At 62.3% G+C, this 23567-nt stretch carries 21 protein-coding genes; 6 read left to right on the top strand and 15 right to left on the bottom strand.

All coding sequences use genetic code 11. From position 1 onward, the window contains the following. Positions 1 to 23: 23 nt before the first annotated feature. The 3 genes from ACVJ5M_RS31350 to ACVJ5M_RS31360 all read right to left on the bottom strand — a co-directional run bounded on the left by ACVJ5M_RS31350 (position 24) and on the right by ACVJ5M_RS31360 (position 3202). Entirely contained in the window at positions 24 to 1244 is a 1221-nt protein-coding gene (locus tag ACVJ5M_RS31350) for an acyl-CoA dehydrogenase family protein (protein ID WP_063984105.1), read from the bottom strand. Between the two features lie 85 nt (positions 1245 to 1329). Then, on the bottom strand, positions 1330 to 2280 hold the full coding sequence (locus ACVJ5M_RS31355) for a 3-hydroxyacyl-CoA dehydrogenase NAD-binding domain-containing protein (RefSeq protein WP_063986479.1): 951 nt from the start codon (positions 2278 to 2280) through the stop codon (positions 1330 to 1332). Positions 2281 to 2302: 22 nt separating this feature from the next. After that, complete coding sequence (locus ACVJ5M_RS31360; RefSeq protein ID WP_063984106.1) at positions 2303 to 3202, bottom strand: hypothetical protein; 900 nt, start codon at positions 3200 to 3202, stop codon at positions 2303 to 2305. A gap of 322 nt (positions 3203 to 3524) precedes the next feature. Between ACVJ5M_RS31360 and ACVJ5M_RS31365 the strand changes: the two genes are divergently transcribed. The 3 genes from ACVJ5M_RS31365 (at position 3525) to ACVJ5M_RS31375 (ending at position 7875) form a co-directional block, all read left to right on the top strand. Next, positions 3525 to 4586, top strand: a complete 1062-nt coding sequence (locus ACVJ5M_RS31365) for an HlyD family secretion protein (RefSeq protein WP_283017535.1) — start codon at positions 3525 to 3527, stop codon at positions 4584 to 4586. Beyond that, positions 4583 to 6913 carry an ABC transporter permease gene (locus ACVJ5M_RS31370; protein ID WP_456679560.1) on the top strand — a complete coding sequence of 777 codons (2331 nt, stop codon included), beginning with the start codon at positions 4583 to 4585 and terminating at the stop codon, positions 6911 to 6913. The genes ACVJ5M_RS31365 and ACVJ5M_RS31370 overlap by 4 nt, the downstream gene beginning before the upstream one ends. Positions 6914 to 6975: 62 nt before the next feature. Continuing rightward, entirely contained in the window at positions 6976 to 7875 is a 900-nt protein-coding gene (locus ACVJ5M_RS31375; RefSeq protein WP_456679561.1) for an HlyD family secretion protein, read from the top strand. Between the two features lie 1013 nt (positions 7876 to 8888). Here ACVJ5M_RS31375 and ACVJ5M_RS31380 read toward each other — a convergent pair. From ACVJ5M_RS31380 to ACVJ5M_RS31415, 8 genes are read right to left on the bottom strand one after another with little or no spacing between them, the layout of a single operon-like run. Beyond that, on the bottom strand, positions 8889 to 9710 hold the full coding sequence (locus tag ACVJ5M_RS31380) for a creatininase family protein (protein ID WP_063984111.1): 822 nt from the start codon (positions 9708 to 9710) through the stop codon (positions 8889 to 8891). 29 nt (positions 9711 to 9739) lie between these two features. Next, positions 9740 to 10438, bottom strand: coding sequence for an ABC transporter ATP-binding protein (locus ACVJ5M_RS31385; RefSeq protein ID WP_063984112.1), 699 nt, complete (start codon positions 10436 to 10438; stop codon positions 9740 to 9742). Beyond that, positions 10425 to 11183 carry an ABC transporter ATP-binding protein gene (locus tag ACVJ5M_RS31390; RefSeq protein WP_354100549.1) on the bottom strand — a complete coding sequence of 253 codons (759 nt, stop codon included), beginning with the start codon at positions 11181 to 11183 and terminating at the stop codon, positions 10425 to 10427. The genes ACVJ5M_RS31385 and ACVJ5M_RS31390 overlap by 14 nt, the downstream gene beginning before the upstream one ends. Beyond that, positions 11180 to 12118, bottom strand: a complete 939-nt coding sequence (locus ACVJ5M_RS31395) for a branched-chain amino acid ABC transporter permease (RefSeq protein ID WP_084795382.1) — start codon at positions 12116 to 12118, stop codon at positions 11180 to 11182. The genes ACVJ5M_RS31390 and ACVJ5M_RS31395 overlap by 4 nt, the downstream gene beginning before the upstream one ends. A gap of 8 nt (positions 12119 to 12126) precedes the next feature. Beyond that, the gene (locus tag ACVJ5M_RS31400) at positions 12127 to 12990 is read right to left on the bottom strand and encodes a branched-chain amino acid ABC transporter permease (RefSeq protein ID WP_063984115.1); all 864 of its coding nucleotides are present in this window, start codon (positions 12988 to 12990) and stop codon (positions 12127 to 12129) included. A gap of 3 nt (positions 12991 to 12993) precedes the next feature. Then, positions 12994 to 14193 carry an ABC transporter substrate-binding protein gene (locus ACVJ5M_RS31405; protein WP_354100548.1) on the bottom strand — a complete coding sequence of 400 codons (1200 nt, stop codon included), beginning with the start codon at positions 14191 to 14193 and terminating at the stop codon, positions 12994 to 12996. 44 nt (positions 14194 to 14237) lie between these two features. Continuing rightward, positions 14238 to 15464 (bottom strand): gallate dioxygenase, encoded by a 1227-nt coding sequence (locus ACVJ5M_RS31410; protein ID WP_063984117.1) that lies wholly within the window; start codon positions 15462 to 15464, stop codon positions 14238 to 14240. Positions 15465 to 15517: 53 nt separating this feature from the next. Continuing rightward, positions 15518 to 16210 carry an isochorismatase family protein gene (locus ACVJ5M_RS31415; protein WP_063986481.1) on the bottom strand — a complete coding sequence of 231 codons (693 nt, stop codon included), beginning with the start codon at positions 16208 to 16210 and terminating at the stop codon, positions 15518 to 15520. Positions 16211 to 16369: 159 nt separating this feature from the next. Here ACVJ5M_RS31415 and ACVJ5M_RS31420 point away from each other — a divergent pair, with 159 nt between their 5' ends. Next, the gene (locus ACVJ5M_RS31420; protein WP_084795197.1) at positions 16370 to 17572 is read left to right on the top strand and encodes a LysR family transcriptional regulator; all 1203 of its coding nucleotides are present in this window, start codon (positions 16370 to 16372) and stop codon (positions 17570 to 17572) included. Positions 17573 to 17576: 4 nt separating this feature from the next. Here the strand turns inward: ACVJ5M_RS31420 and ACVJ5M_RS31425 are convergent, their stop codons facing one another. Continuing rightward, positions 17577 to 18752 (bottom strand): 4-hydroxybenzoate 3-monooxygenase, encoded by a 1176-nt coding sequence (locus ACVJ5M_RS31425; protein ID WP_231144549.1) that lies wholly within the window; start codon positions 18750 to 18752, stop codon positions 17577 to 17579. A gap of 245 nt (positions 18753 to 18997) precedes the next feature. Further along, positions 18998 to 19891, bottom strand: coding sequence for a LysR family transcriptional regulator (locus ACVJ5M_RS31430; protein ID WP_063984119.1), 894 nt, complete (start codon positions 19889 to 19891; stop codon positions 18998 to 19000). 103 nt (positions 19892 to 19994) lie between these two features. On the opposite strand from ACVJ5M_RS31430, the gene ACVJ5M_RS31435 reads away from it, so the two are divergent. After that, complete coding sequence (locus ACVJ5M_RS31435) at positions 19995 to 20894, top strand: NmrA/HSCARG family protein (protein WP_354100547.1); 900 nt, start codon at positions 19995 to 19997, stop codon at positions 20892 to 20894. Then, positions 20887 to 21156 (top strand): DUF2798 domain-containing protein, encoded by a 270-nt coding sequence (locus ACVJ5M_RS31440; protein ID WP_084795198.1) that lies wholly within the window; start codon positions 20887 to 20889, stop codon positions 21154 to 21156. The genes ACVJ5M_RS31435 and ACVJ5M_RS31440 overlap by 8 nt, the downstream gene beginning before the upstream one ends. 888 nt (positions 21157 to 22044) lie before the next feature. Here ACVJ5M_RS31440 and ACVJ5M_RS31445 read toward each other — a convergent pair. Together ACVJ5M_RS31445 and ACVJ5M_RS31450 are read right to left on the bottom strand one after the other, a co-directional pair. Further along, positions 22045 to 22746 carry an HpcH/HpaI aldolase family protein gene (locus tag ACVJ5M_RS31445; protein ID WP_085404127.1) on the bottom strand — a complete coding sequence of 234 codons (702 nt, stop codon included), beginning with the start codon at positions 22744 to 22746 and terminating at the stop codon, positions 22045 to 22047. Positions 22747 to 22762: 16 nt separating this feature from the next. Continuing rightward, positions 22763 to 23566: an SDR family NAD(P)-dependent oxidoreductase gene (locus tag ACVJ5M_RS31450; protein ID WP_085404128.1), complete on the bottom strand. Its 804-nt coding sequence runs from the start codon at positions 23564 to 23566 to the stop codon at positions 22763 to 22765. Between the last annotated feature and the right edge of the window lies 1 nt (position 23567).

Here is a 23567-nt window from a genome sequence, read left to right on the forward strand (position 1 = left end):
GATGCGCCGGCCCCGCTGAAAGGTCAGAGGAAAGCGCCGTGACCGGTGATGGCCTTGCCGACGATCAGATTCTGCATCTGATAGGTGCCTTCGTAGGAGTAGAGCGCCTCGGCGTCGGCGAAGAAGCGCGCGACGTTGTAGTCGGCGACGATCCCGTTGCCGCCCAGCACCTCGCGGCCCCATGAGACCGTCTCGCGCGACTTCGCCGTGCAGAATGCCTTCGCCAGTGCCGCGTGATGGTCGCCGAGCTTGCCTTCGTCATCGAGCTGCGCCAGGCGGAGCATCAGGCACTGGCACGCGGTCAGATTGCCGAGCATCTTGGCGAGCAGATCCTGGATCAGCTGAAACGAGGCGATCGGCTTGCCGAATTGCAATCGTTCCTGGGCATATTTGAGGGTGGCCTCGTATGCACCCATCTGGATGCCGGTCGATGCCCAGCCCACCATGTAGCGCGTCATCCGCAGCACGCGCGCGGTGTCGCGAAAGGAATTGCCGCCCTGGAGGCGGTTCGCTTCAGGCACCCGCACGTCCTTCAGCGTGATCTGGCCGTTCTGGACCACCTTGAGCGCGATCTTGTGCTCGATCTTCTCGACGCTGAACCCGGGCGTCGACTTGTTCTCGACGATGAATCCCTTGACCTGATTGTCGGCAAGGTCGCGCGCCCAGATGATGGAGATGTCGCACCAAGGCGCATTGCCGATCCATCGCTTCTGTCCGTTGAGAATCCAGGTATCGCCTTCCCGCTTGGCCGTCGTGGTCAGGCCGCCGCTCGTTCCGGAGCCGACCAGCGGCTCGGTGAGGCCGAAGCAGCCAATCTTTTCCCAGCGCGCCATCGCCGGCAGCCATTTCTGCTTCTGCTCCTCGGAGCCGTCGAGATAGATCGAGCCCATGGCGAGGCCGCTATGCACGCCGAAGAACGTGCAGAACGAGGCGTCGGTGCGCGCCAGCTCCATCGCCACGAAGCCGAACAGCTTCTGGCTGCCGCCCGCGCAGCCATAGCCCTTGAAGCCGAGCCCACCGAGGCCAAGCTCCTTGAACGACGGCAGCAGTTCGAACGGAAACGCGTCGTCGGACCAGTACTTGTTGATGACCGGCTGGACCTTGGTCTCCATGTAGGTCCGCACCTTCTTGACGAGCGCCTTTTCGTCCGGGGTGAGGAGGTCGACCAGTTGGTAGAAATCGCCATTGGGTGCCGGCGGTGACTTCGGCGCGGCGGTCTTGCCTGCTGTGTTTGCGGTGGACATTTGCGATATCTCCTCGCTGCGGCTCGGAAGCCTGAAAAGTGAAGGGTTGAAGGTATGATTGATCTCGCGGACGCTGCCGATTGCGTCAGCTCGGCTTCGCAGCCTTCTTGCGCAGCTCGATCAGGCCGAGCAGAATTTCGTCGCGCTCCGCCTCCAGCTCCGCGATGGTGCGCGATCCGGCCTCGGCATGGACGCTGTCGATGAGTTTCTTTTGCACGTCCGGCGTCAGCACGGGCGAGCCGAGGGTCTTCCACCAGGCCGTCATCGGGCCGGTGAACTGCTGGAAGAAGTGCTCGATGCCGCCCGGACCGCCACCGAGATGGTTCAGCATCAGGCTGCCCATGACGCCCCAGCGCAAACCCGGGCCCCAGCTCAGGGCGGTGTCGACGTCGGCGGCGCTCACCACGCCCTCGGCCACGAGGTAATAGACTTCGCGGCTCAGCGCCGCCTGCAGGCGGTTGGCGACGTGCCCCGGCATTTCCTTGTTGAGGCGCACCGTCCGTTGCCCGATCGACGTGTAGAATTCCGTTGCGCGCCGGATCGTGGCTTCCGAGGTCTTTGCCCCGCCGACGATCTCCGTCAGCGGGATCAGATGGGGCGGATTGAACGGATGGGCGATGACGCAGCGCTCGGGATGGGATGCGGCACCCTTCTGGATTTCGCTCATGGTGAGCCCCGACGAGCTCGATGCGATGATCACGTCGGGCGGCAACAGCTCGTCGAGCTGGCCATAGAGCTTCTGCTTGAATTCGATCCGCTCGGGCCCGTTCTCCTGGACGAGGTCGGAGCCGGCGAGTGCCTGCGCGATGTCGGGCGTGAACGTGAGGTTCGACTGCGAAGCTCCGGGCGACAAGCCCAATCGCTTGAGCGCCGGCCAGGCCGTCTCGACGAACTTCCTTAGTGCTGCTTCCGCGTTCGGCGCGATATCGGTCGCAACGACCTGCAATCCCTTGGCGAGAAATAGCGAGCTCCAGCTCGCGCCGATCACGCCGGTGCCGATGATGGCGATACGGCGAATGGGCTTGGTGTCGGTCATGTCGTTCTCTCCAATGCGTTGGTCAGACTTCGGCATAGGCAATGCCGGTGAGATTGCCCTGGGCGTAGAGGAAGTTGCGCTCGCCGGCCCCGTCGAGCCGCGCGGAGTAGACCGAGCCCGCGAAATCGGTCACGAACATGCGATCGTTGGGAACGTCGAGCGCGATACCGATCCCCTCCATGAGATGGGTCACCACGATCTCCGGCTCGGCAGGCTTGTTGTCGAGCGAGGCCCGGTTCACCGTGTTGCCGCGCGGAGGATCACCGCGATCGGTCCAGTAGAGAATTCGACTCTGGTGATCGATCTCCAGATCAATCGGCTCCGGCAGACCGTCGTAGAATATCTCGATGTCGGATCTCATGGCTGCGGTCTGGCCGGCTGGGATTTCGACATTGGCGCGGAAGATGCGACCGAGCCCTGCATTATCAGGCCCCTTTTGCGTCCAGTAGATACGACCGAATTTCGGGTCGATCGCCAGCCCGACGCACCATCGCATCTGGTCCTTGCGATCGGCTTCGCCGTGGCCCGCTTCGATGAGCGTCTCCAGCCGCGAGCCCTCGAGGTTACAGCGCATGACGCGCATACCCTCGCGATCGCACCAGTAGAGCTTGCCGCCCTTCTTATCGAGGATGATCTGCTTCGGCGTGTGGGTGTGTCCCCGCGGGACGATGGTCTTGCGGTTCTTGCCGTCGATGTCGGCGCGCTCGATGGACCCGTCATCCAGGCTCGGGATGCCCATGTTGGTCCAGTAGATATGGCCAGCCTCGACATCCACGACGATGCCATCCGGAAGGTGGCAGCCGGTGACGATGGTCGTGCGGTCGGAGCCATCCGCATTCATCAGGTGAATGCAGCCCGCGTTCAATTCGAGGACGAAGAGACGAGGGATCGTGGGGCTTGATTTCGTGACGGCGTTTGGCATGTCGCACCTGCATCCTGGCCCGACCACGGACCGGGTCAGGTGACGCGACTATGACGCGATCGCCGTCATTCATCTTGGACAGGAATATCATCGCTGGGATGGGTCTGCTGCTTGATCACCTGGCGCCCCCCGGGACGTCGGGACGAGCACCACTGCGAGAGCAGCAGCTTTCAACAAGTCAGGGATCAAACATCCAAGCGTGGGTAACGGACAGGTTACATGGTCGGCTCCGACTCAAAAACATTCATCGCCTCGCGATTGCGGCTGGGCCTCACAACCGAATAAACTAGAGGCCATCCGGCCATCAGAAAGGGAGTCAGGCATGGACGCGCCGAGCTCTGACAAGGACATTCAAAACACACCCGACGAGCCGGCTAACGAACAGGCGAAAACCACGCGCAACCCAACACGTACTCCTTCCATCATCGTCGGTGTCGTTGCGGCTGCCGTCGTCGCGCTTTCCGCCTTCTATCTCTTACGACCCGAACCCTTGCTGGTTCAGGGCGAGGTCGATGCAACGCGGCTCGATATCGCGGCGCGCGTGGACGGACGGGTCGGCAAGATTCCCGTCGAGCGCGGCCAGAACGTCGCTGCGGGCGCGGTGCTGGTCCAGATCGACAATCCGGAAACGCTGGCCAAACACGACCAGATGAAGGCGGCCAAGGCCGTTGCGGACGCCCAGCTTGCCAACGTACTCGTCGGAACGCGGGTGGAAGTGATCGCGGCACGGAAGGCGGAGATGGAGCGCGCCCAGGCGGCGCTGGTGCTGGCACAGAAGACGTTTGACCGCACACACACCTTGACCGAGCAAGGCAACGCGCCGCAAGCCCGCCTCGATCAGGCCACCGATGCGCTGCACGAAAGCGAGCGCGCCGTCGACCAGGCCAAATCGGCCTATGAGCAGGCGGTCAATGGCTACACCAAGGAGGAGCGGGCCATTGCCAATACCAATGTCGAAAAGGCCAGTGCCGATATCCAGAGTGTCCAGTCGATCATCGACCAGCTCGTGGTTTATGCGCCCGTAGCCTCGCAGATCTATCAGCGTAATGTGGAACCCGGCGAATACGTCTCGCCGGGCGTCCCGCTCGTCACCTTGATCAATCTCGCGGACCTCTGGGTGCATTTCGATCTGCGCGAGGATCTCGTCAAAGGCCTCAAGGTCGGCGATCGCTTCGATGTCCGCATTCCCGCCCTCGGCGACCGCTCGGTGACAGTCGAGGTCAAGCTCATCGCGACCAAGGGCGAATATGCAAGCTGGCGGGCCACGCGTGCTTCGGGTGATTTCGACCTGCGGACGTTTTCGATCCGTGCCTATCCGGTGCAACCGGTGCCCGAGCTGCGACCGGGAATGAGCGCCTATCTCGACTGGCGGTCGCGGCCATGAGGCCGGCGCCAAAGCCCGGATTTCTGCTGGTCGCGCGGCGCGAGTGCCGCTGGCTGCTTCATGACCGCGTGGCGCTGCTCCTGATCTTCGGCGTGCCGCTGTTCGCGTTCGTGGTGCTCACCACGGTCTTCAGCCATCCAGTCATCCGCGGGCTCGGCGTGACTGTCGTCGACGAGGACAAGTCGGACGCGTCGCGTGCCCTGGTGGAATACATTGCGGCGTCGCCAAGCCTGAAGATCGTCGACCGCTCCGGCACGCTGTCCACGGCCGTGCAGGACATACGCTCCGGCAAGTCGATTTCGGCCGTCCACATTCCGCCGGATTTCGAGCGCGACCTGAAGGCCGCGCGCCGCCCGCAGATCGTCGGATTTTATAACCAGCAGTTTTTGACTCCTTCCGGGATCGCATCCTCGGGTCTGAGCGATTCACTTTCCGCAGCGGCAGCGGTGGCCGCTCCCGCCAGTCGCGCGGCACCTGCGCCAGCGTCCCTGGGAGCGCTCAAGGCGGAGACCATGGCGCTCGTCAATCCGCAGAAGAACTACGCGCAGTTCCTGCTGCGCGCGCTGCTGCCGACCATCATCCATGTGGTGATGACCCTTGCCGCCGGCTATTCCGTCGGCTCCGAATTCCGCCGCCGCGACGCGCGGGCCTGGCTCGAAAGCGCCGGCGGCGATCCGCTTGTCGCGCTGGCCGGCAAGCTCGCGCCGCTGTTCTGCCTCTTCATTTTGATCATGCTGGCCGAGCCGCTGTTCCTGGAGGGCGTGCTGGAGATTCCCTTCAAGGGCGACTTGCCGTTGATGATCGCTGCAGCCTCGCTGCTGATCATCGCCTATCTGTCGCTCGGCGCCCTGCTCCAGCTTCTGGTCGGCGATCTCGCCACCGGACTCGGGCTTGCGGGCCTCATTGCCTCGCCCGCATTCGGCTATGCCGGCGTCGGCTTTCCCACCATCGGCATGAATGCCTTTGCGCAGGCATGGAGCGCGATCCTGCCGCTTCGCTGGTACATGGCCGTCCTGCTGGGACAAGCCGCGCGGGGATTGCCGGTCGCGGATTCCGCTATTCCCTTCGCTGCACTTGCCGGCCTGGCGCTGGTCTTTGCCGGCCTGGCGTGGATGTGCATGGCGAACGTCACCCGCAAGGGCTGGTTCGCAACAGCGCGGCCTGCCGAGCCACACGAGGTCATCTCCACACCGCGCGGCGTCGGCGGCGCCTTCGTGGCGGAGTGGCGGCGCGTGCTGGGAACGCGGGGCGCCTTCGCTCTGCTGTTTCTCGCTCCCCTGGTCTACGGCATCTACTATCCGCAGCCCTATCTGAACCAGATCCTTCGCAAGCTCCCGATTGCGGTCGTCGACAACGATCTCAGCGATCTCAGCCGGCAGATCGTCGAGACGCTGGATGCGAGCGGCGCATTGAGCGTGACGGTTCGCGCCCGAACGCTCGCCGAGGCGCACAGCGCGATCGATCGCGGGCAGGCCTTTGCCGCCGTCGAGATTCCACCCGACACCGAACGCGACGTGCTCAAGGGCATCACCGCCCACATACCCGTCTATGCGGACGCAACCTATCTGTTCATCTTCAGATCGAGCGCCAGCGGGGTCGCCACCGCTATCGGAACCTTGACGTCCGAGCTGGTTTCGCGCGGCGCGCGCTCGGATGGCAGCCTCGTCAAGGCGAAGCTCGCGACGTCGAGCCCGGCCGACGTGTTGCTGCAGCCGATCTTCAACCCGGTGGGCGGCTATGCGAGCTACGTCGTTCCGGCGGCGTTCATCCTGATCCTGCAGCAGACCCTGCTGATCGGCGCAGCGATGCTGACCGGCACCGCGCTGGCGAGCGGAGGCGCAGCCTTTGCCGGCGTGCTCGGCCGCGGCATCGCGCATCTGACCGTCTACCTTCCTGCGCTCGCGCTCTATCTCATCGTGCTGCCGCGGATCTACGGTTTTTCGACACTCGGCCATCTTCCGCAGATCCTCGCGCTCGCGAGTGTCTTTCTGCTGGCAACGAGCTTCATGGGGCAGGCTGTCGGGGCCTGGTTCACGCGGCCGGAGAACGCAACCATCCTGCTGCTGGCGACGAGCCTGCCGCAGTTCTTCATGGCCGGCTTCGCATGGCCGCGCGAAGCGATTCCGGACGTGGCCCTTGCGTTCGGCCGGTTATTCCCGGCCGACTCCGCGATCGACGGCCTCGTGCGCATCAACCAGCTCGGCGCCGGCATCTGGGAGGTTGGGCATGACTGGCTCGCATTGTGGTGCCTGGCGCTCGGCTATTTCGCGCTTGCGGTGATCTCGGCATTTGCCGTCAGGAGGAGACAGGGACATGCCCAACCTTAGACCTGCCGCCTTCGTCGCGATTCCGCTCGCGCTGGTCGCGGCGGGGCGCGCTGCTCTATGTCATGCGCCACTCGGCACCACCCGCAGCCATCGTCGGCGTCGTGCGCGCGACCGAGATCAGGGTCGAGCCGGAGGTCAACGGCCAGCTGGTCTCGATTGCGGCCAAGAAGAGGGCCTCTGTGAAGGCCGGCGACGTCGTGGCGCGGCTATCGGCGGTGGAGTTGACGGCGCAGGCGGACCAGGCGCGTGCCGCGCTCGCGTCGGCAACCGCCAACCGCAACAACGTCTATGCCGGCGTTCGTCGCGAGCAGGTCGACTCGCTGAAAGCCGCCATCGCCAAGGCCAGCGCCCGCCTCGACTTCGTGCAGGCCCAGCTCACCCGGACCAGCACGCTGGCGCGCCAGAGCTTTGAATCCCAGCAGTCGCTCGACCAGGCCGAGAACGACGTCGCCAGCGCACGCGCCGGCGTGGCCGAGGCCCAGGCCAATTACGATGCGGCCGTGGCCGGCCCGACCCGGGAAGAGCGCGCTATCGCCGACACGCAGGTGCAGGCCGCGGCCGCCGCGGTCACCGTGCTCGAGCGCCGCCTCGACAAGATGGTGTTGCGCGCGCCGGCCGACGGCGTGGTCAGCGTCATCGCCGCCGAGGTCGGCGAGAACGTTCGCGCGGGCCAGCCGATCCTGATGGTCGAGGCCGCAGGCAGGCAATGGCTCTCCTTCAACGTGCGCGAGGACCATCTCGATCGTCTCGCGATGGGAGAAACCGCGAATGTGATGCGGAACGGTGCCAATAGCGCGACGAAGGCGGTCATCACCGAGCTGCGGCCGCTCGGCGTGTTTGCCACCTGGCAGGCAGAGCGTGTGATTGGCGATCATGACCGCAACACGCTTCGCCTTCGCCTCGATCCCAAGGGAGAGATGGCCGGCATTGAGCCGGGCATGACCGTCTGGATCGACCGCTAGGACCCCAGCGATTGAAATCGCAGAGCTACACTATACCGACCATTTGCAAACGGTGTGCGCACCAAGCTCCGACCTGGGACCCGCTGATTGAGAGCCAGTTGCTTCCCATCCCAGGATGCTCATCGTTGATCGAATAAGCCGCAGATAGCCGCGCGAATATGCGGCGAAGAAGTGACGCTTTCCCCGCGGCCGCTCGCCCATTTCAGAAGCTTGCTTACGTCGGCTATCGCAAGATTTTTCCTTGATCTCCCGGTGCACACGTCGTGCACACGCGGCCCTCTACCCAATTGAAAGAATTAAACTCTCGTTCCAATCCATCATGGGGAAGTTTGAGCCAGGTCCAGGCGGCGAGAACTACTCAGATCTAACATCGAGGCGGTCTCTGATCGCGGAAACAGACGCGAACGGTCGGTCGACCACGGACATCTTGATAAGCTTGGTCGCGATTTTTGCGGACAAGCCTAACTGATCGCCACTCCTAGCATCCCGGGCGCTGCGATGTAGCCGCTGACCGCCAGCCGTATGCTATTTTGCCGACGCAAACCTTCCGACCTCGTCGATCAGTTTCCGGAAGGGCTCTCGAACTTCGCCGAGCCCATCGATTCGTAGGGTGGCGTGACAACCCTTTACGGCTACGACTATACGGTCTGGGCATTCGACCACAATTCTTCGATGGTGAAGCCGGCCCTCTCCGCTATCTTTCGAAATGTACTCTCGTCCGCTCGCGATGACCTAAAGCAAAAGATGCGGTAACTGCACAACCGATCTGTCTCAGCAATTGGTCCAGACCTGAGCTCAGTCGGGCTGAAACGATAAAAACCCAAGACGCTCTTGCTCCGGCTCGCCAGCCCTGAAACGAGACGGGCTTGGTCAGATCAAGAATTCCATATCTACCAGCAAAAGACCCACATCCATTGAAGATTGCTCTTGCGCCGGCCGTCGGGAGGTAGTCCCGCAATCTCAGTTTAGCCTCCACCCGCTCGCCTCCATCGCTGAAATTTCCAAGCAAGCAACTACCTGGCGATAGCCTCAGCCATAATTTTGGCCGTTTCGTCGTAGAAGCGCCAGAGGTCGGGATCGACCGGATTGGGCGCGCCGAAATAACCATTCGGCGTCAATCGCCGGGCCGCCTCACCGCCCTGTCGCCAGACGGCGAGATCGTCAACGGTGAGCTTGGTCGGCTCCAGGCCGCGCAACGCTTCAAAATCGACGGTCTCAGGATAGTGGCGGACGATCGCCGCAGTCTCGTATTCGTCCGCATGGACACCAAACACGCCAGTGACCTTGAAGTCGTCGAGCGCGGGATCATGATCCCAACGCACCCAGATCGGCTCCTCGCCGGTCTGTCCGAGGCGTTTGATCATATTCCATCGCGTCGGCGCATATAGCCAGCGCGCGCCGGCCTGGCCGCGCAGATGCGCCTTCTGCAACACATCCAGGATCATGTCGTTGTGGGCTCGGTCACCGTGATGGCTGACGACGAAAACGTCGGGAAACCCGTTGGCCACCAAGGAATCGATGACGTCCGTCAGCAAGGCGGCGGCCGTCTCAGTCCGAATGCGAAAGCTCCCCACGAATTCGCCGAGCACGCCGTTGATCCCCCAATAATAGGGCGGCGCAATAACCGTCTCCTTGCCGCGTGCGGCCGCGTATTTCTGCGTCGCCCGGCAGAGCTGCAGCGCGATGAAGGCGTCGGTGCCAATCGGCAGATGCGGTCCATGCGCTTCCATGACTCCGGCCGGCAGCAGCACCGCGGCCTTGCGGCTGGCTGCCTCTGCAACCGCATTGGCCGTCATCTCAGCCATGGTGCTGGAGAACAGATTTTCGCTGGTCATGGGAAACTCCGGGATAAGTCAGTGCCGGCCTAGACCGACAGCCAACGATGAACCTGTTCGAAATCGGCGAGCAATTCCGCGGATTTCCCTTCGAGCACGATCTTGCCGCGATCCAGCACGATGGCGCGGTCGCTGAGCCGCAGGACATCCTCGGCGCGCTGCTCGACGATGATGATCGCAAAACCGCTGTCGCGCCGCAGGCGCATCAACGTCTCCTCGAGCTCCTCGACGATCACAGGCGCCAGCCCCTCGAACGGTTCGTCCAGCAGCAACAGGCGCGGGCTCGTCATCAGCGTGCGCCCGATCGCCAGCATCTGCTGCTCGCCGCCGGACAGCTTGTCGCCCATGTTGCGCCGACGTTGCTTCAGCCGCGGAAACACCTCGTAGATTCCATTGAGGTCGAAGCGGCCGCCTCGACGATGCGCGACAAGCAGGTTTTCCTCCACCGTCAGCGACGGAAAGATCTCGCGTTCCTGCGGCACCCAGCCAAGTCCGAGCCCGACCCGCTGGTTGGTGCTGAGCGTGCTGAAATCGTGGCCATCCCAGCGCAGCCTGCCGGCAAAGCGCGCGGCGTGCGCCATGATCGCCAGCATCAGCGTGCTCTTGCCGACGCCATTCCTGCCGAGCACGGCCAGGCATTCGCCTTCCGACACCGACAGGCTCATCTCCTCCAGCACCACGGCCTCCCCATAGCCGGCCGTGAGCCTCTCGATCTCAAGCAGGGACATGGGCCCCCCTGCGTCCGAGATAGACTTCGCGCACGCGCTCGTTGCCGGAGATCTCGGCCGGCGTGCCCTCCGTGATGATGCGGCCTTCGACCAGCACGGTGATCCGATCGGCAAAGCGGAAGACTAGGTTCATGTCGTGCTCCACGAACAGGAGCGTCAGATCGCGCGGCAGTGCGTGGATGCGCTCGAAGATAGCCTCGCTCTGCGCCGCAGGAACGCCTGCGGCGGGCTCGTCGAGGACCAGGATCCGAGGCCTTGCGGCCAGCGCCACCGCGATTTCAAGCAGGCGTTGCAACCCGTAGGGCAATTCATGAACCGGCCTGTCCGCGTGAGCGATCAGGTTGACGAAGGCAAGATGCTCACGGGCTTCCTCGATGGTCGCATTGTCGTGCGCGGCGCGGCGCCAGAACACCCGGGTCAATTGCTTGCGCTCGAGCACGGCCAGCACCACGTTGTCGAGCACGCTGAGGCCGCGAAACAATTGGTTGATCTGGTAGGTCCGCGACAGCCCGCGCCGCACCCGCGCGCTCTCGCCCAGCCGCGTGACGTCGTCTCCACTGATCAGGATCATTCCCGAGCAGGCCGCGACCCCGCCGGTCAGCGCATGGACCAATGTGGTCTTTCCCGCGCCATTGGGGCCGATCAGCGCATGCCGCGATCCCGCGGCGATGGCGAGCGAGACGCCGGACACCGCAGCGAAGTGACCAAAGCGGATGCTGAGATCCCGTGTTTCGATGGCGGTCATGACGGCCGCCCGAAACGCCGGCGCAGGCTGTCAGCCACGCCTGCAATGCCATTGGGAATCACGAACACCGACAGCATCAGCACGATGCCGATGCCAAGGTGCCAGTACTTCGGACTGACCGTCGACAGATAATCCTTCATGAAGCCGAACGCCGCTGCCCCCATCACGACACCGGGGATGCTGCCGGAGCCGCCGATGGTGGTCATCATCATCACCTCCGCCGAGCGATCGAAGCCGAGCATGTCGAGTGAGGCGAAGTGACTGGTCTGCGCGAGCACCGCGCCGGCCAAGCCCGCAATCGCGCCCGACATCGTATAGGCCATGGCAAGATGGCGTGCGACCGGCGCGCCGATCGCGGGCATGCGCTGCGTGTTCTCGCGAATGCCCTTCAGGGCCAGACCGAACGGCGATTCCGTGACCCGTTTGAGAAAGACGAAGACAATCGCCAGAACGCACAGCGCGTAGAAGAAGGCCGTCTTGCCGAGAAAATCGAAAGGAAACAGCCCGAGGACGGGCCCGATCGTGAAGTCGGGAAAGCCGTCCGCGCCGCCCGTAAGCCAGCGCGCGCTGTTGGCGGCCTCATAGAGCAGGAAGCCCATGCCGAGCGTCACCAGCAGCCGCGTAAAATCGTTGCCGCGCACGACGATGGGCGTCACGCAGAATGCAGCTGCCGCGCTCACCAGCATCGCGCCGGCAAGACCTGCGACCGGTTCCGTGATGCCGGCACGCGCCAGGATAGCCGCAGCGTAAGCGCCGAGGCCGAAGAACGCCGCGTGCCCCAACGAGACGATGCCGGCGTGCCCCTGGAGCAGATCGTAGGCGAGCGCAAAGATCGCCAGCACGAACAGGCTGCTGAGTAGCAACAGATAGTCCGGAAACAGGACATAGCTCGCCAAGGTCGCAAGCAGGAGCGCAACGCCGGGACCGCTATTCATGATCGTCCTCACGCGGCCCGTCCGGCAAGACCCCTGGGCAGGAAGATCATGGTGAGGACCAACAGGCCATACACCACGAACGACCCGACCGCGGGCAGATAGTATTTGAACAAGGCGTCGACAACGCCGAGTAACAGCGCGGCAACCACCGATCCGCCGATCGAGCCGGGGCCGCCGATCGCCACCACCATCAGGAGGATGGTGAGGTACTTGAAAGGAAATGTCGGATCGAGGCCGAGAAACCCGACCGATAGCGCACCGCCAAGCCCCGCCAGCCCTGCCCCAAGGCCGAATGTCAGCGCGAACAAGCGATCGACGTTAATGCCGATGCCTTCGGCGGTCCGGCGATTGTCGACCGAAGCGCGGATCTTCGCGCCGAACAAGGTGTGATTGAACAGCAGCATGAGGCAGACCGCCGTCACGAGGCCGGCAACAACCAGAAACAGGCGATAGCTGCCGAAGCGAATGCCGATGATATCGATATGGCCGGCGAGCCAGTCGGGCAGCAGCACGGCCTGCTGCTGCGGACCGAAGATGATGGTCGCGAGCGCGCTGGCGGCAAAGGCCAGACCAATGGAAAACAGCACCTGCTGAAGCGCCGGCATGGCGTAGACGTAACGGATCACCGATCGTTCGATCAGCACGCCGACTAAGGCCGTTGCCAGGAAGGCCGCTGGCAGGATCAGCAGAAACGGCAGATGCGCGGATTGCAGCAACGTAGTCGCAACATAACCGCCGCACATCGCAAAGGCGCCGTGCGCCAGATTGATGAAGCGCATCAGCCCCAGCGTCACCGACAGACCGACCGAGAACAGCAGGAGCAGCATGCCGTAGGCAACACCATCGGCGACGACTGAGGCAATCCCGTTCATCGACTACTTCGCTGGGTCCTTGACAGCCTCGATCGTGTCGAATGCGATGTTGTGCCAGCCGCCGTCCTTCTGCTCGCCCTTGCGGATGTAGATGTTCTCGACGACATCGCGCGTGGCGGGATCGATCTCCACGGGCCCGCGCGGGCTATCGAGCTTCGTGCCCTTGAAGGCCGCCATCAGCGCATCGCCGTCGAGATTGCCGTTGGTCTTCTCGACCGCCTTGTAGATCAGCGCCATGGCATCATAGGCCTGCACGGTGCGGACGCTCGGGACCGCGTTGGCACCAAACATCTCCTTGTAGCTCTTCAAAAACCCTGCATTGGCCTTGTTGTCGAGCTCGACCTGGTAATGCATCGACGAGATCACCCCATCGACCGCATCGCCCATCGCAGCCAGCATGTAGTCGTCGACGACATCTCCGGTCACCAACAGCTTGATGCCGGACTTGACGAGGCCGCGCTCCTTGGCCGCCTTCATGAAGGCGACCGAGACATCGCCGCCGGGATTGAACGCGAACACCGCGTCGGGCTTGGCTTCCATGGCGCGCTGGAGAAACGGCGAGTATTCCATGGCCGCGACCGGGGTCCGTGCGTCGCCGATCACCTTGCCGCCGCCTGCCTCAAAGATCTTCTTGAACCAGGTTTCGGCGTCGAAGCCCGGCGCGTAGTCGGAGACGATTGTATAGGCCGTCTTGATGTTGTTCTTGGCAGCCCACGCGCCGAGCGTGGCTGCCAACTGCGGCAGCGTGAACGACACACGGACAAAATAAGGTGACTTTTCGGTGATGATCGAGGTCGCCGCGTTAACGATGACCGCAGGCTTCCTGGCTTCCGTCAGCAAGGTCGCCGCCGACATTGCATTCGGCGTGAAACTGTAGCCGAGGATCACGTCGGCTTTGTTGCGGACGATCAACTCCTGGGTCAGGCGCCGCGCGAGGTCACCCGAGCCCGGTCCCTGATCGTCCCGCAACACCGTCTCGACGGTTAGTCCTGCGACCGTCGATCCGTGCAGCTTCTGATACAGTTTGACGCCGTTCTCGTAATACTGGCCCTGATCGGCGAAAGCGCCGGACATCGGCAACACCAGTCCGATGGTCAGCTTGCCGCTGGCGGCCTGCGCCATGCCCGACAGCATCGCGGTTATCGTCGCAGCAGTGGCGACACGCTTCAGCACGGCGGACATCAGGAACGGTCGAACAGTCATCACGTCACTCCGAAGGGACAGGGAAAGGCACGCATGCGCGGCGATTAGCGGGCGTCCGGCACCTGGCGCGTTGCAAGAAACTCATCGAAGGTCTCGCCGCGCATCGATGCATAGACCTCGAGATTGGTCTCTCCCACCAACCGCGCGAACTTCTCCAGCACAAAGAAATTCGCGCCGTACTGGATCAGTCCCAGCCAGTTGCGGTCCCGTACAAGCGTGGTCTCCTGATCGGTCAGACCCGCGTTGCGACATGCCGCAGCCTCGTCGCGTTCGAATTCCGCGCGGCTCGCCGGCGTCCTCATGTTCCAGAAGAACCGGTTCAAACGAATGCATTTCGTGCCGGTCTTGATGTCGAAGGCATAGGTGCCCGCGATATCCTCGATCCCGGACAGTTGCGGGTTCTGCGAGACGCCTTCGACCTTCTTCGGAGTCTGGTCGTTCTCCTCGAACACCAGGACCGTCATCGCCGTCGTCGTCGCCAGATAGTAATTCTGGTGAACCTTCTTGATGTCGTCGCTAAGCGCGCCGCGCATGGCCAACCACATGATGACCTCGACGCTCTCGGCGCCGCCGAGGCGGATGTAGTCGACGTGTTTCATCTTCGCGAGCGTCATCGGATCCTTTTCGATCAGATCGATGAAGCGCATGTCCCACTCGGTATCGTTGTAGCCGGTCCGTTCGCCGTGGATCTGGTGCGAAAGACCGCCGGTGCCTACCACCACGACGGACAGGTCTTCGGTATAGGATTCGATCGCGCGACGGAGCGCCTGCCCGAGCCGATAGCAGCGCATCGCTGTCGGCAGCGGATATTGAACGACGTTGACCTCGACGGGGATGACGGCGCCAGGCCAGCCGCCCTTGTGCGGCCACAGCAGCGGGAGCGGCGAAAACACACCGTGGTCGAGCGGACGATCCTGGAACACGGTCAGGTCGAACTCGTCGTTGATAACGCTTTCTGCAATATGGCGCGCGAGTCCGGGGTGACCGGGCAAGGTCGGCAGCGGACGGAGCCCAGCGCCCTCGTCGGCGACGTCGTAGCTGGGCGCCACGCCGAGCGCGAATGTCGGATAGAGATCGTAGAAGAATGCGTTCAAGTGGTCGTTGTAAAAGAACACCAGCACGTCCGGCTTCTTCTCCTCCAGCCATTTGGCCGCCGGCTCGAAGCCTTTGAACAGCGGCGCCCAAGCGGGCACATCCTGCTTGTTCTTGTCATAGGCGACACCGATCGTCGGCACATGGGAGGCGCCAATGCCTCCGATAATCCTCGCCATCTACTTGCTCCCTGCTCGCTGCCGTTCAGAAATTGACTAATCGCCGTGCGGCCCTATTTCCGCGACGTGCCTTCTAGGACGAGATCGTCGATGACCTCGTCGGTCGTCAAAACGTCGCCAAAGCTCTGGAAAACGGTCGAAAATCCGATGTTGTGGTCCTCAATGAAACGGGCCGCGTTGGCGTCGCTCACCATCACCACGCGAAAGTCCAGCATCATGGCGTCGCGCGCCGATGTCTCGCAACACATGTTGGTCAGCATGCCCACGATCACGACATTGGTGATCCCTGCCGCCGTCAATTTTTCGGGGAGGTCCGAGCGGGACGGAATGAATGCGCTGAAGCGAGACTTGGTCGCCATGATATCCCCCGGCTGCACATCGAGCGTGGGATAGATCCGGTGCCCGTCAGCCCCCGCGGTCAGGTTATCGCGATGGCGGGCAGCGTTCTCCTTGGTGAAGAAATAATCGTGGTAGATCGGCCACAGGCTCCTGCCGTTGTCTCCAGCCGTCATACTGACCCAAGCAACATGCCCACCCCGCGCGCGAAACGTTGCTGCAAGCTTGTTGATATGGGGCACGATGGCAACCGCGGGCGGGACATCAGACACGTAGAATTTCTGCATATCGATCACCACCAGCGCGGTCTCGCGCGGCTCGAACCGCTCGAATACACGCAAGCGCCCGCGCTTCTTCATGACGCGGTCGATGACATAAGGCGGCATTTCGTAGGGCGACGGTGATGTCATCAGGTTATCCAGCCTCGGGCTCATCGTTCGGACGCAGTTCGCCGGTGACGGAAAATTAGCTTGCTCTTCGGCGCTGCCTAGGCGCAAATCCCGCGGGATGCTATCTAAATTCGTTATGTCTTCCCGAGACGGACACCCCGCAATGAGGCTCGCGCGGACTTGCTGAATATCAGGAACCTTCGCGCTTTCGTGGCCGTGGCCCACTCCGGAAGCGTCATCAAATCGAGCCGGCTGGTTCGCCGCGCGCAGTCCGCCGTGACGCGCTCGATCAAGGAGCTGGAGGCCGATGTTGGCGTCCAGCTGTTCGAACGCAGATCGCAAGGCATGCTGCTGACTGAATTCGGACGAGCCTTGCTCGCTCGGGTCGAACGCGCGTTCGCAGAGATGGAAACTGCACGGTCGGCCTTCAAGACCGCCCAGCTGTCGGCAAGCCTGGTCGACAAGGCGCCCATCTTCTCCCTGTCCATCAGCCGCCAGCGTCTGCTCGTCTTTGCCGAACTGGTGGAGCAACACCACGTGGGCGCGGTGGCGGACAGCTTGGGAATATCCCAGCCCGCCGCCAGTCAGTCGCTACGTGAGATCGAAACAAGCATCGGTGCCAAATTGTTCATCCGCGGCGCCGGCGGCATGCAGCCTTCGCCATTGGGCGCCCTGCTCGGTGTGCATATCAGGCGGGCACTTGCCGAAATCCGCGCCGGCGAAGTCGAAATCCAATCGCTTCGCGGTGCGATCACCGGCAGGGTGATCGTTGGGTCGCTGTCGCTTGGCCGGACCCGGTTGCTTCCGAAGGCGATCATCGAGCTCACCAGAAATCATCCCAACCTGACGGTCACCACGGTCGAGGGGACATTCGAGCATCTGGCCACGCGGCTGCGCGCGGGCGATATCGATTTCATGCTCGGCGCACTCCGTCCCCCGGAACACACGATCGGCTTGGCGCGCGAGGTGGTGACCCAGGATGTCCTGTCGGTCGTCGCAGGCGGGGCACATCCGCTGGCGCGCAAGCGAAAACTGACATTCGCGGATCTCGCCTCGGCCGATTGGGTGCTGCCACCTCACGGCGCCCCAACGCGGGAGCTCCTGGAAAACACCTTGAGAAACCACGGGCTCGGCGAGACCCGCGTGGTGGTCGAGACTGCCGATCTCGCCATTACCCGAGGAATCCTGATCGGCAGCAACATGCTGACCGCGGCTTCCGCACACCTGTTCCACGAGGACATCGCGACCAGGACGCTGGTCGTGCTTCCCCTGACGCTGCCGGAAACCAGCCGTCCGATCGGGATATTGCAACGGCAGGCGAGCAGCCCGTCGCTTGCCGCCCAGTTGCTGATGGCCAACATCAGGGCAATCGGACAGCTCTGACGGGTCAGGTCAGGTCCAGAGGCGTGCCGACATATTGCTCGGCGATGGTGGTCTGGGCAGCCCGCGAGCCCAGGATGTACTCCAGCTCTGTAAGCTGAAGGTTTCGCTCAAAGGCCGAATGCTCCGGAAATCTGTGCAGCAGGCCGGTGAGCATGGTCGCGAACCGGACCGTCCTCCAGACGCGATCCAGGCACTTCTCGGAATAGCCGTTGAGCCTGCTCTTGTTGCCGGTCCGGTAGAACTCGATCAGTGCAGCCGCCATCACGCGGACATCGGCCACCGCCAGATTGAGCCCCTTGGCACCCGCGGGCGGCGTAATATGGACCGCATCGCCGGCGAGCAGCAGCCTGCCATATTGCATCGGCGAGGCAACGAACGAGCGCAGCCGCGCGATATCGCGCTGGAAGATCTCGCCCTCGACGATCTCGGTCCGGTCCTCGTCGAACATACGCGCGTGCAGTTCACCCCAAAACCGGTCGTCGGACCATGATGTGTGATCGTCGTTGGCATCGATTTGCAGATATAGGCGAGAGACCGCGTTCGAACGCCGGCTGCACAGCGCGAAGCCACGATCGCTGTTCGAATAGGTCATATCGCCGAGTGGCCTCGACCGCGACAACACGCCGAGCCAGGCAAAATCGTAAACGCGCTCATAATTGATGATGTGGCCTGGCGGCGGCGCCTGCCGGCTCACGCCATGAAAACCATCGCAGCCGGCGATGTAATCGCACTCCAAGACCTCGTCACGGCCATCATGGCTGAAGTGGATCTTCGGCCGGTCGCCGTCGAGATCCGACAGCCGCGAGACCTTCGCCTCGAACAACAGCGGCTGCGACGCCTCAAGCCGGGCCCCGATCAGGTCCTTAACCACTTCCTGCTGACCGTAGATCATCACCCGCTTGCCGGTCAGGCCGGGAAGATCGAGATGGATGTTCTTGCCGCGAAAGCGAATGTCGAGGCCTTCATCAACCATGCCCTCTCGCCGCATCCGCGCGTCCAGTCCGAGCATTTCAAGAGTCTCCATCGTGCCCGGCTCGAGCACGCCGGCGCGCACACGCCCTTCGACATAAGGGCGGCTCTGGGCCTCGACGACGACACATTCTATTCCGGCCCGGTGCAGCAGATGCGACAGGAAAAGCCCGGCCGGTCCGGCACCAATGATTCCAACTTGCGTTCGCATCTTCAGACTTCTCACCGCATTCATCGAACCACCGACCAAATGCACAGCTTGGTGGAACAACCACCGGTGCAGATTTGTTCGAGAAGGACCCACGGCACAAGGCGCAAAGATCAAATACGCCGATCTAACTACATTATTGCAAGGCGACGCCCCAGTTTCCGCAGGCAACGTCTCGCAAGAATTCCAAGGTCCTCAGCGTAGGTCGCGCAGACCGTCGGCAGGCTGCGATCACCGCCACGAATTCTCTAAAGATCGTCCAGTTTCAATCGCAAAGCCAGCAAATCCGTGAATGCTCGTACCTTTGCGGGCGCAAGTCTGTTTTCCAACCAGAGAGCATGAATGGGAACGGGCTTCGGTTCGAAGTTTTCCAACACGACTTTCAGCTTCGATGTCGCGACCAGGTGCTTTATTTGCCAAAGCGGTGAATAGCCGAGCCCCAGGCCGCTGGTTGCCGCAGCGTAAATGGCTGCCATCGTATTCGACCGAAACGTGCCTTGAACTCTGACGAGGCGAGTCCTTCCGTCGATTTGAAACGACCATTGTCCGACCTGTTGATCTATCGACCGGACAAGACAGTTGTGTTGTCGCAGGTCTTGAGGATGCTTGGGCCGACCGCGCCGGGCAAAATAGGATGGCGCTCCGAAGACCACACGGCGCAGCGTGCCCAGCAGTTTGCTCTGCAAACCAGAGTCCGGGAGGTCCGCGATGCGGATCGCGAGGTCGAGCCGCTCGACCGCCAGATCGCTAAACCCGTCGAAAAGTTGAAGATCAATCTCCGTCTGTGGAAACTCTTTCATATATTCCGCAATGATCGGGACCAGAAAGTCTGGTCCGAACAGTACGGGAGCGCCAATTCGCAATATCCCAGAGGGCTCCAGCCGCCGACTGGCCGCTTGTTCCCGGGCTTCCCGTATTTCCGCAATTGCTGGCTGAACCCTTCTATAAAATTCGCCGCCAGCCTCGCTGGGGCTACAGTGTCTCGTCGTCCTGTGGATCAGGACAACACCGACATCCTCCTCCAAAGAAGCGAGCGAACGGCTGATGGCTTGAAGCGATCGGCCGAGGCGAAGCGCCGCCTCTGTCAAGCTGCCATGATCGACGACTGAGAGAAACGCTTCCAGGTCTTCCAAACGCGTCATGATTATCTCGCATCTCAAGAGAGAGAGTCACTTTTAACGCATATTGTTTCGGCATTCGAGACAACGTAACTTCGTCTGGAAAGAAATCGAGGGAAGAATTCGCATGACAAAAACCGTGCCCGTTGTTCTCGTGGTCGGCGCCACCGGCAAATTTGCCCGGCTGGTGATCCCGGAACTCTTGAGGCGAAATTCAATTGTTCGCGCGTTGGTGAGAGATGCCGAGCGCGGCAAGGTCGCGCGGCTCGGTGGTGCAGCGCAAATCGCAATTGGCGATTTGCGAAATGCGGATAGTTTGAACAAGGCAGAAGGCGTTGACGGCATTTTCCACATTGGGCCGGCGTTCGCGCCCGATGAGGCTGCGATGGGCGTTGCGCTCGTTGAAGCCGGCGAGCGAGCCGGCGTGCGCAAATTCGTGTTCTCATCGGTTATCCAGCCGACGAACACGGGCCTCAAGAACCACGCAAGCAAGATTCCTGTCGAAGACGCGTTGTATTCCTCGCGGCTCAACTATACGATCCTGCATCCCGCAAATTTTATGCAGAACATCGGCTTCGCATGGCCGACGATCCTCAGGGAGGGCAAGTTTGCGGAGCCGTTTCCGAAGGAAAAGCGGATTGCGAGAGTCGACTATCGCGATGTCGCGGAGATCGCGGCCACCGCACTCACGGACTCGAAGCTGGACTATGCGACGTTGGAGCTTTGCGCGGGCATGTTCAGCCGTATTGATATCGTGTCGATCATGTCCCGGAAACTTGGGCGGCCAGTCACAGCTGAGGAGCCCAACTTTGAAGAATGGGCAAAGGTTACGCGCCTACCCTACGACGATCACCAGCTCGAGCTTCTATCGAAAGTCCATAATCATTATCGACAATATGGGTTGGGAGGGAACAGTCTTTTGTTATCCGCCGCGCTCGGTCGTGAGCCGCGCTCGATGGAGCAATATATCGGCGATCTCGTGCATCAATCCGCTTCCGAGAACCCGGCGGAGGCAAGCAATGTCTAGAGCACGGCATCCGCTCCTGCAGCTGAGGAAACTTCCACCCTCCTATGGGCGCCTCGTCACGCCCCTGGTTTTGTCTATCTTCATGTCAGGCATCGTCTCAGCGGTCGTCACCGTCAAAGGACTGGGCCTGGGTCCTGGATTCCTCACCAATTGGCTCAGCGCATGGTTTGCCTCCTGGCTGATCGCATTTCCCAGTCTCATGCTCATTTTGCCGATCGTCCGGCGGATAGTATCCACTATCGTCGAACCATCCGCTCGCTGAGCCGGGATCCCAGGTGCGATGCACCTCCGGGGTCGAAGAGGCCTCGTCTCACAGACAAGAACGCACGCCCGATTGGTCTAACAGGGCGCCTCGCGAAGCACCAGAGAGGAGGAGACGCCCATCGGCAAACGCGACGGGAAAAGAAAAGCCCGTATGCGGCGGTTCGACGGGCACTTATCCGGAGCGACGTGATTTGGATTGTTGCGTTTCAACGCACGATCAGCTCTTCACCCGCGCCATTGCCGCTTATCGTCCATAGCCTCGCCTGCTTCGTCGTCGTTCACTGGCAGGTGCAGTTTTACGTTGAGACGTCGAGCACAGCACTATTCAATGTCGACGTCGTCGGGACTGATCGATGGCATGACGAAAACTGGGCTGCTGCCGCGACAGCCGCTGCCTCGGCTTGTTGGAATGACAACTCCGCGAGCCGCTGGAGGTGTGTGATTGTCCGAGTGGTGTGGGCACACCAAGGCTCGAACCCGGGACCCGCTGATTGAGAATCCGCGGCTGTTCGGCGAACTTCGCATGGTGAATCAGATGCGCCGGGAGAACACGAGGCGCCCCAAGACTATTCTTGTCCTCGCTGCAGCTCACACATCTCCTCATGATCGGCCGACCTCTGAGTTCTGCTGGAGGGAGCGCTTTCAAGCGCCCTCACGCGAGTTCTCCGCTCCTGCGGAGACACACACATGCAGTTGCTCTTGTGGACGTCACATCGATCCAAAGAGAGCCTGCCCACACTTGCCTCACATAGATTTTTCATGATCTCTCGGTGCACACGGCGCGCACACGCCGCCTTCTAACTATCTGAAAAACCTGAACTCTCGCTCCAGTCCATCATGGGGAAGTTTAAGCTAGCTTCAGCCACCGAACGCCAACGCGATCCCATCACCGACCGAGCATCCGTTTGACGCCCATCAGTCCGACGCGAAGAAACGGATCCGAGTGGATGTAGAAATACCGTACCCCATGCTCGAGCCAGGACGGCAATTCGTCCGAGGTCACGAGCGTACCGGCGATCTTGCCGGAAGCGCGGATCTTCTTCACTGCAAGCGCGACCCGCTCCATCACGGCCTGCGGCCGCGGCTGACCGAACGGCGGCGCCGGGGGATAGCCCATGTTCTGCGAGAGGTCGCCGGGCCCGATGAAGAAGACATCAATTCCTTCCACCGCGGTCAGTTCTTCGATGTTGTCGATCGCCTGCGGCGTCTCGATCATGGCGATGACCAGCCGCTTCTCGTAGTCGGCAGGACAGGCGTAGCGCACCGCGTCGACGATGGCCCGGGCCTGGTCGGCGGTATCGACCATCGGCACCATCAGCCCATCGGCACCCGCGTTGAGGTAGCGGATCAGGAGAGGCCGTTCATGCGAGTGCGGCCGGACGATCGCCGCGCCACCCGCGCCGCGAATGGCCTGGGCGGTCACGCGGACATCCTCAAAGCTCCAGGTGCCGTGCTCGCAATCGACAAAGATCGCATCGGCCCCGAGCTCTACCAGGCGGACCGCCAGCCCCGACGAGGCGTGATGCGGTGTGAGCATGGTGACCGCCTCGCCCTTGGCGAGGCGCTCGCGCAATTTAGCTCCGTTCATGGGAGATCCTTCTCTGTCAGGTCTTCGGCTTGTCGCTGAGGCCTTCGGGCGCGCCGACCCAGCGGGCGACCTCGATATCGGCCGAGGTGTCGCGCATGAAGGTCGGGCAGATGTGCAGTTCGGGGATCACGGCGCCCTTTTGCAGGCTGGCGCAGAGCAGAACCGCGCGCGCAACGTCGTGCGGATGGAGCATCACGGCCCGCTCGCCCTCGAGCGGCGGCCGGGCGCGATTGTCCATGATCGGCGTATCGGTCTCGCCGGGCAGGATGGTCGTCGCACGGATGCCCTGGTTGCGATATGTGTTGTGTAGGAAGCTCATGAAGTTCTTCACGCCGGCCTTGGCTGCACCATAGGCGGCGCCGCCGAGCAGATTCGGATTGACCACGGCCAGCGACGACACGGTGATCACTGTGCCTTCCTTCCTGGCTATCATGTCCTCCAGCACGGCCTGGGTCAGGTTGAACACCGCGGTGAGGTTGACATTCACCGTGGCATTCCACTCGGCTTCGCTGATGAAGCGCGCGTTCAGCACCTTGCTGGCGCTGCCGGCATTGTTGACGAGGATATCGATCGTCCCGACGTTGCGCTTGACCCAGCCGACCGTCTCCAGAATCGCATCGCGCGATGCGACATCCAATGCGCGGGCAACGGCCTTGCCGCCGGCCTTCTCGATGTCAGCCACGACGTCCCGCAACGGATCGATCCGGCGGCCAGTCAGGACGATTGTTGCGCCTTCCTGCGCGAGCAGGATCGCAGTCTCGCGCCCAATCCCGGTCCCGGCACCGGTGACGAGCGCTATCTTTCCATCGAGCAGACCCATG

The organism is Bradyrhizobium sp. S3.7.6 (assembly GCF_054061875.1).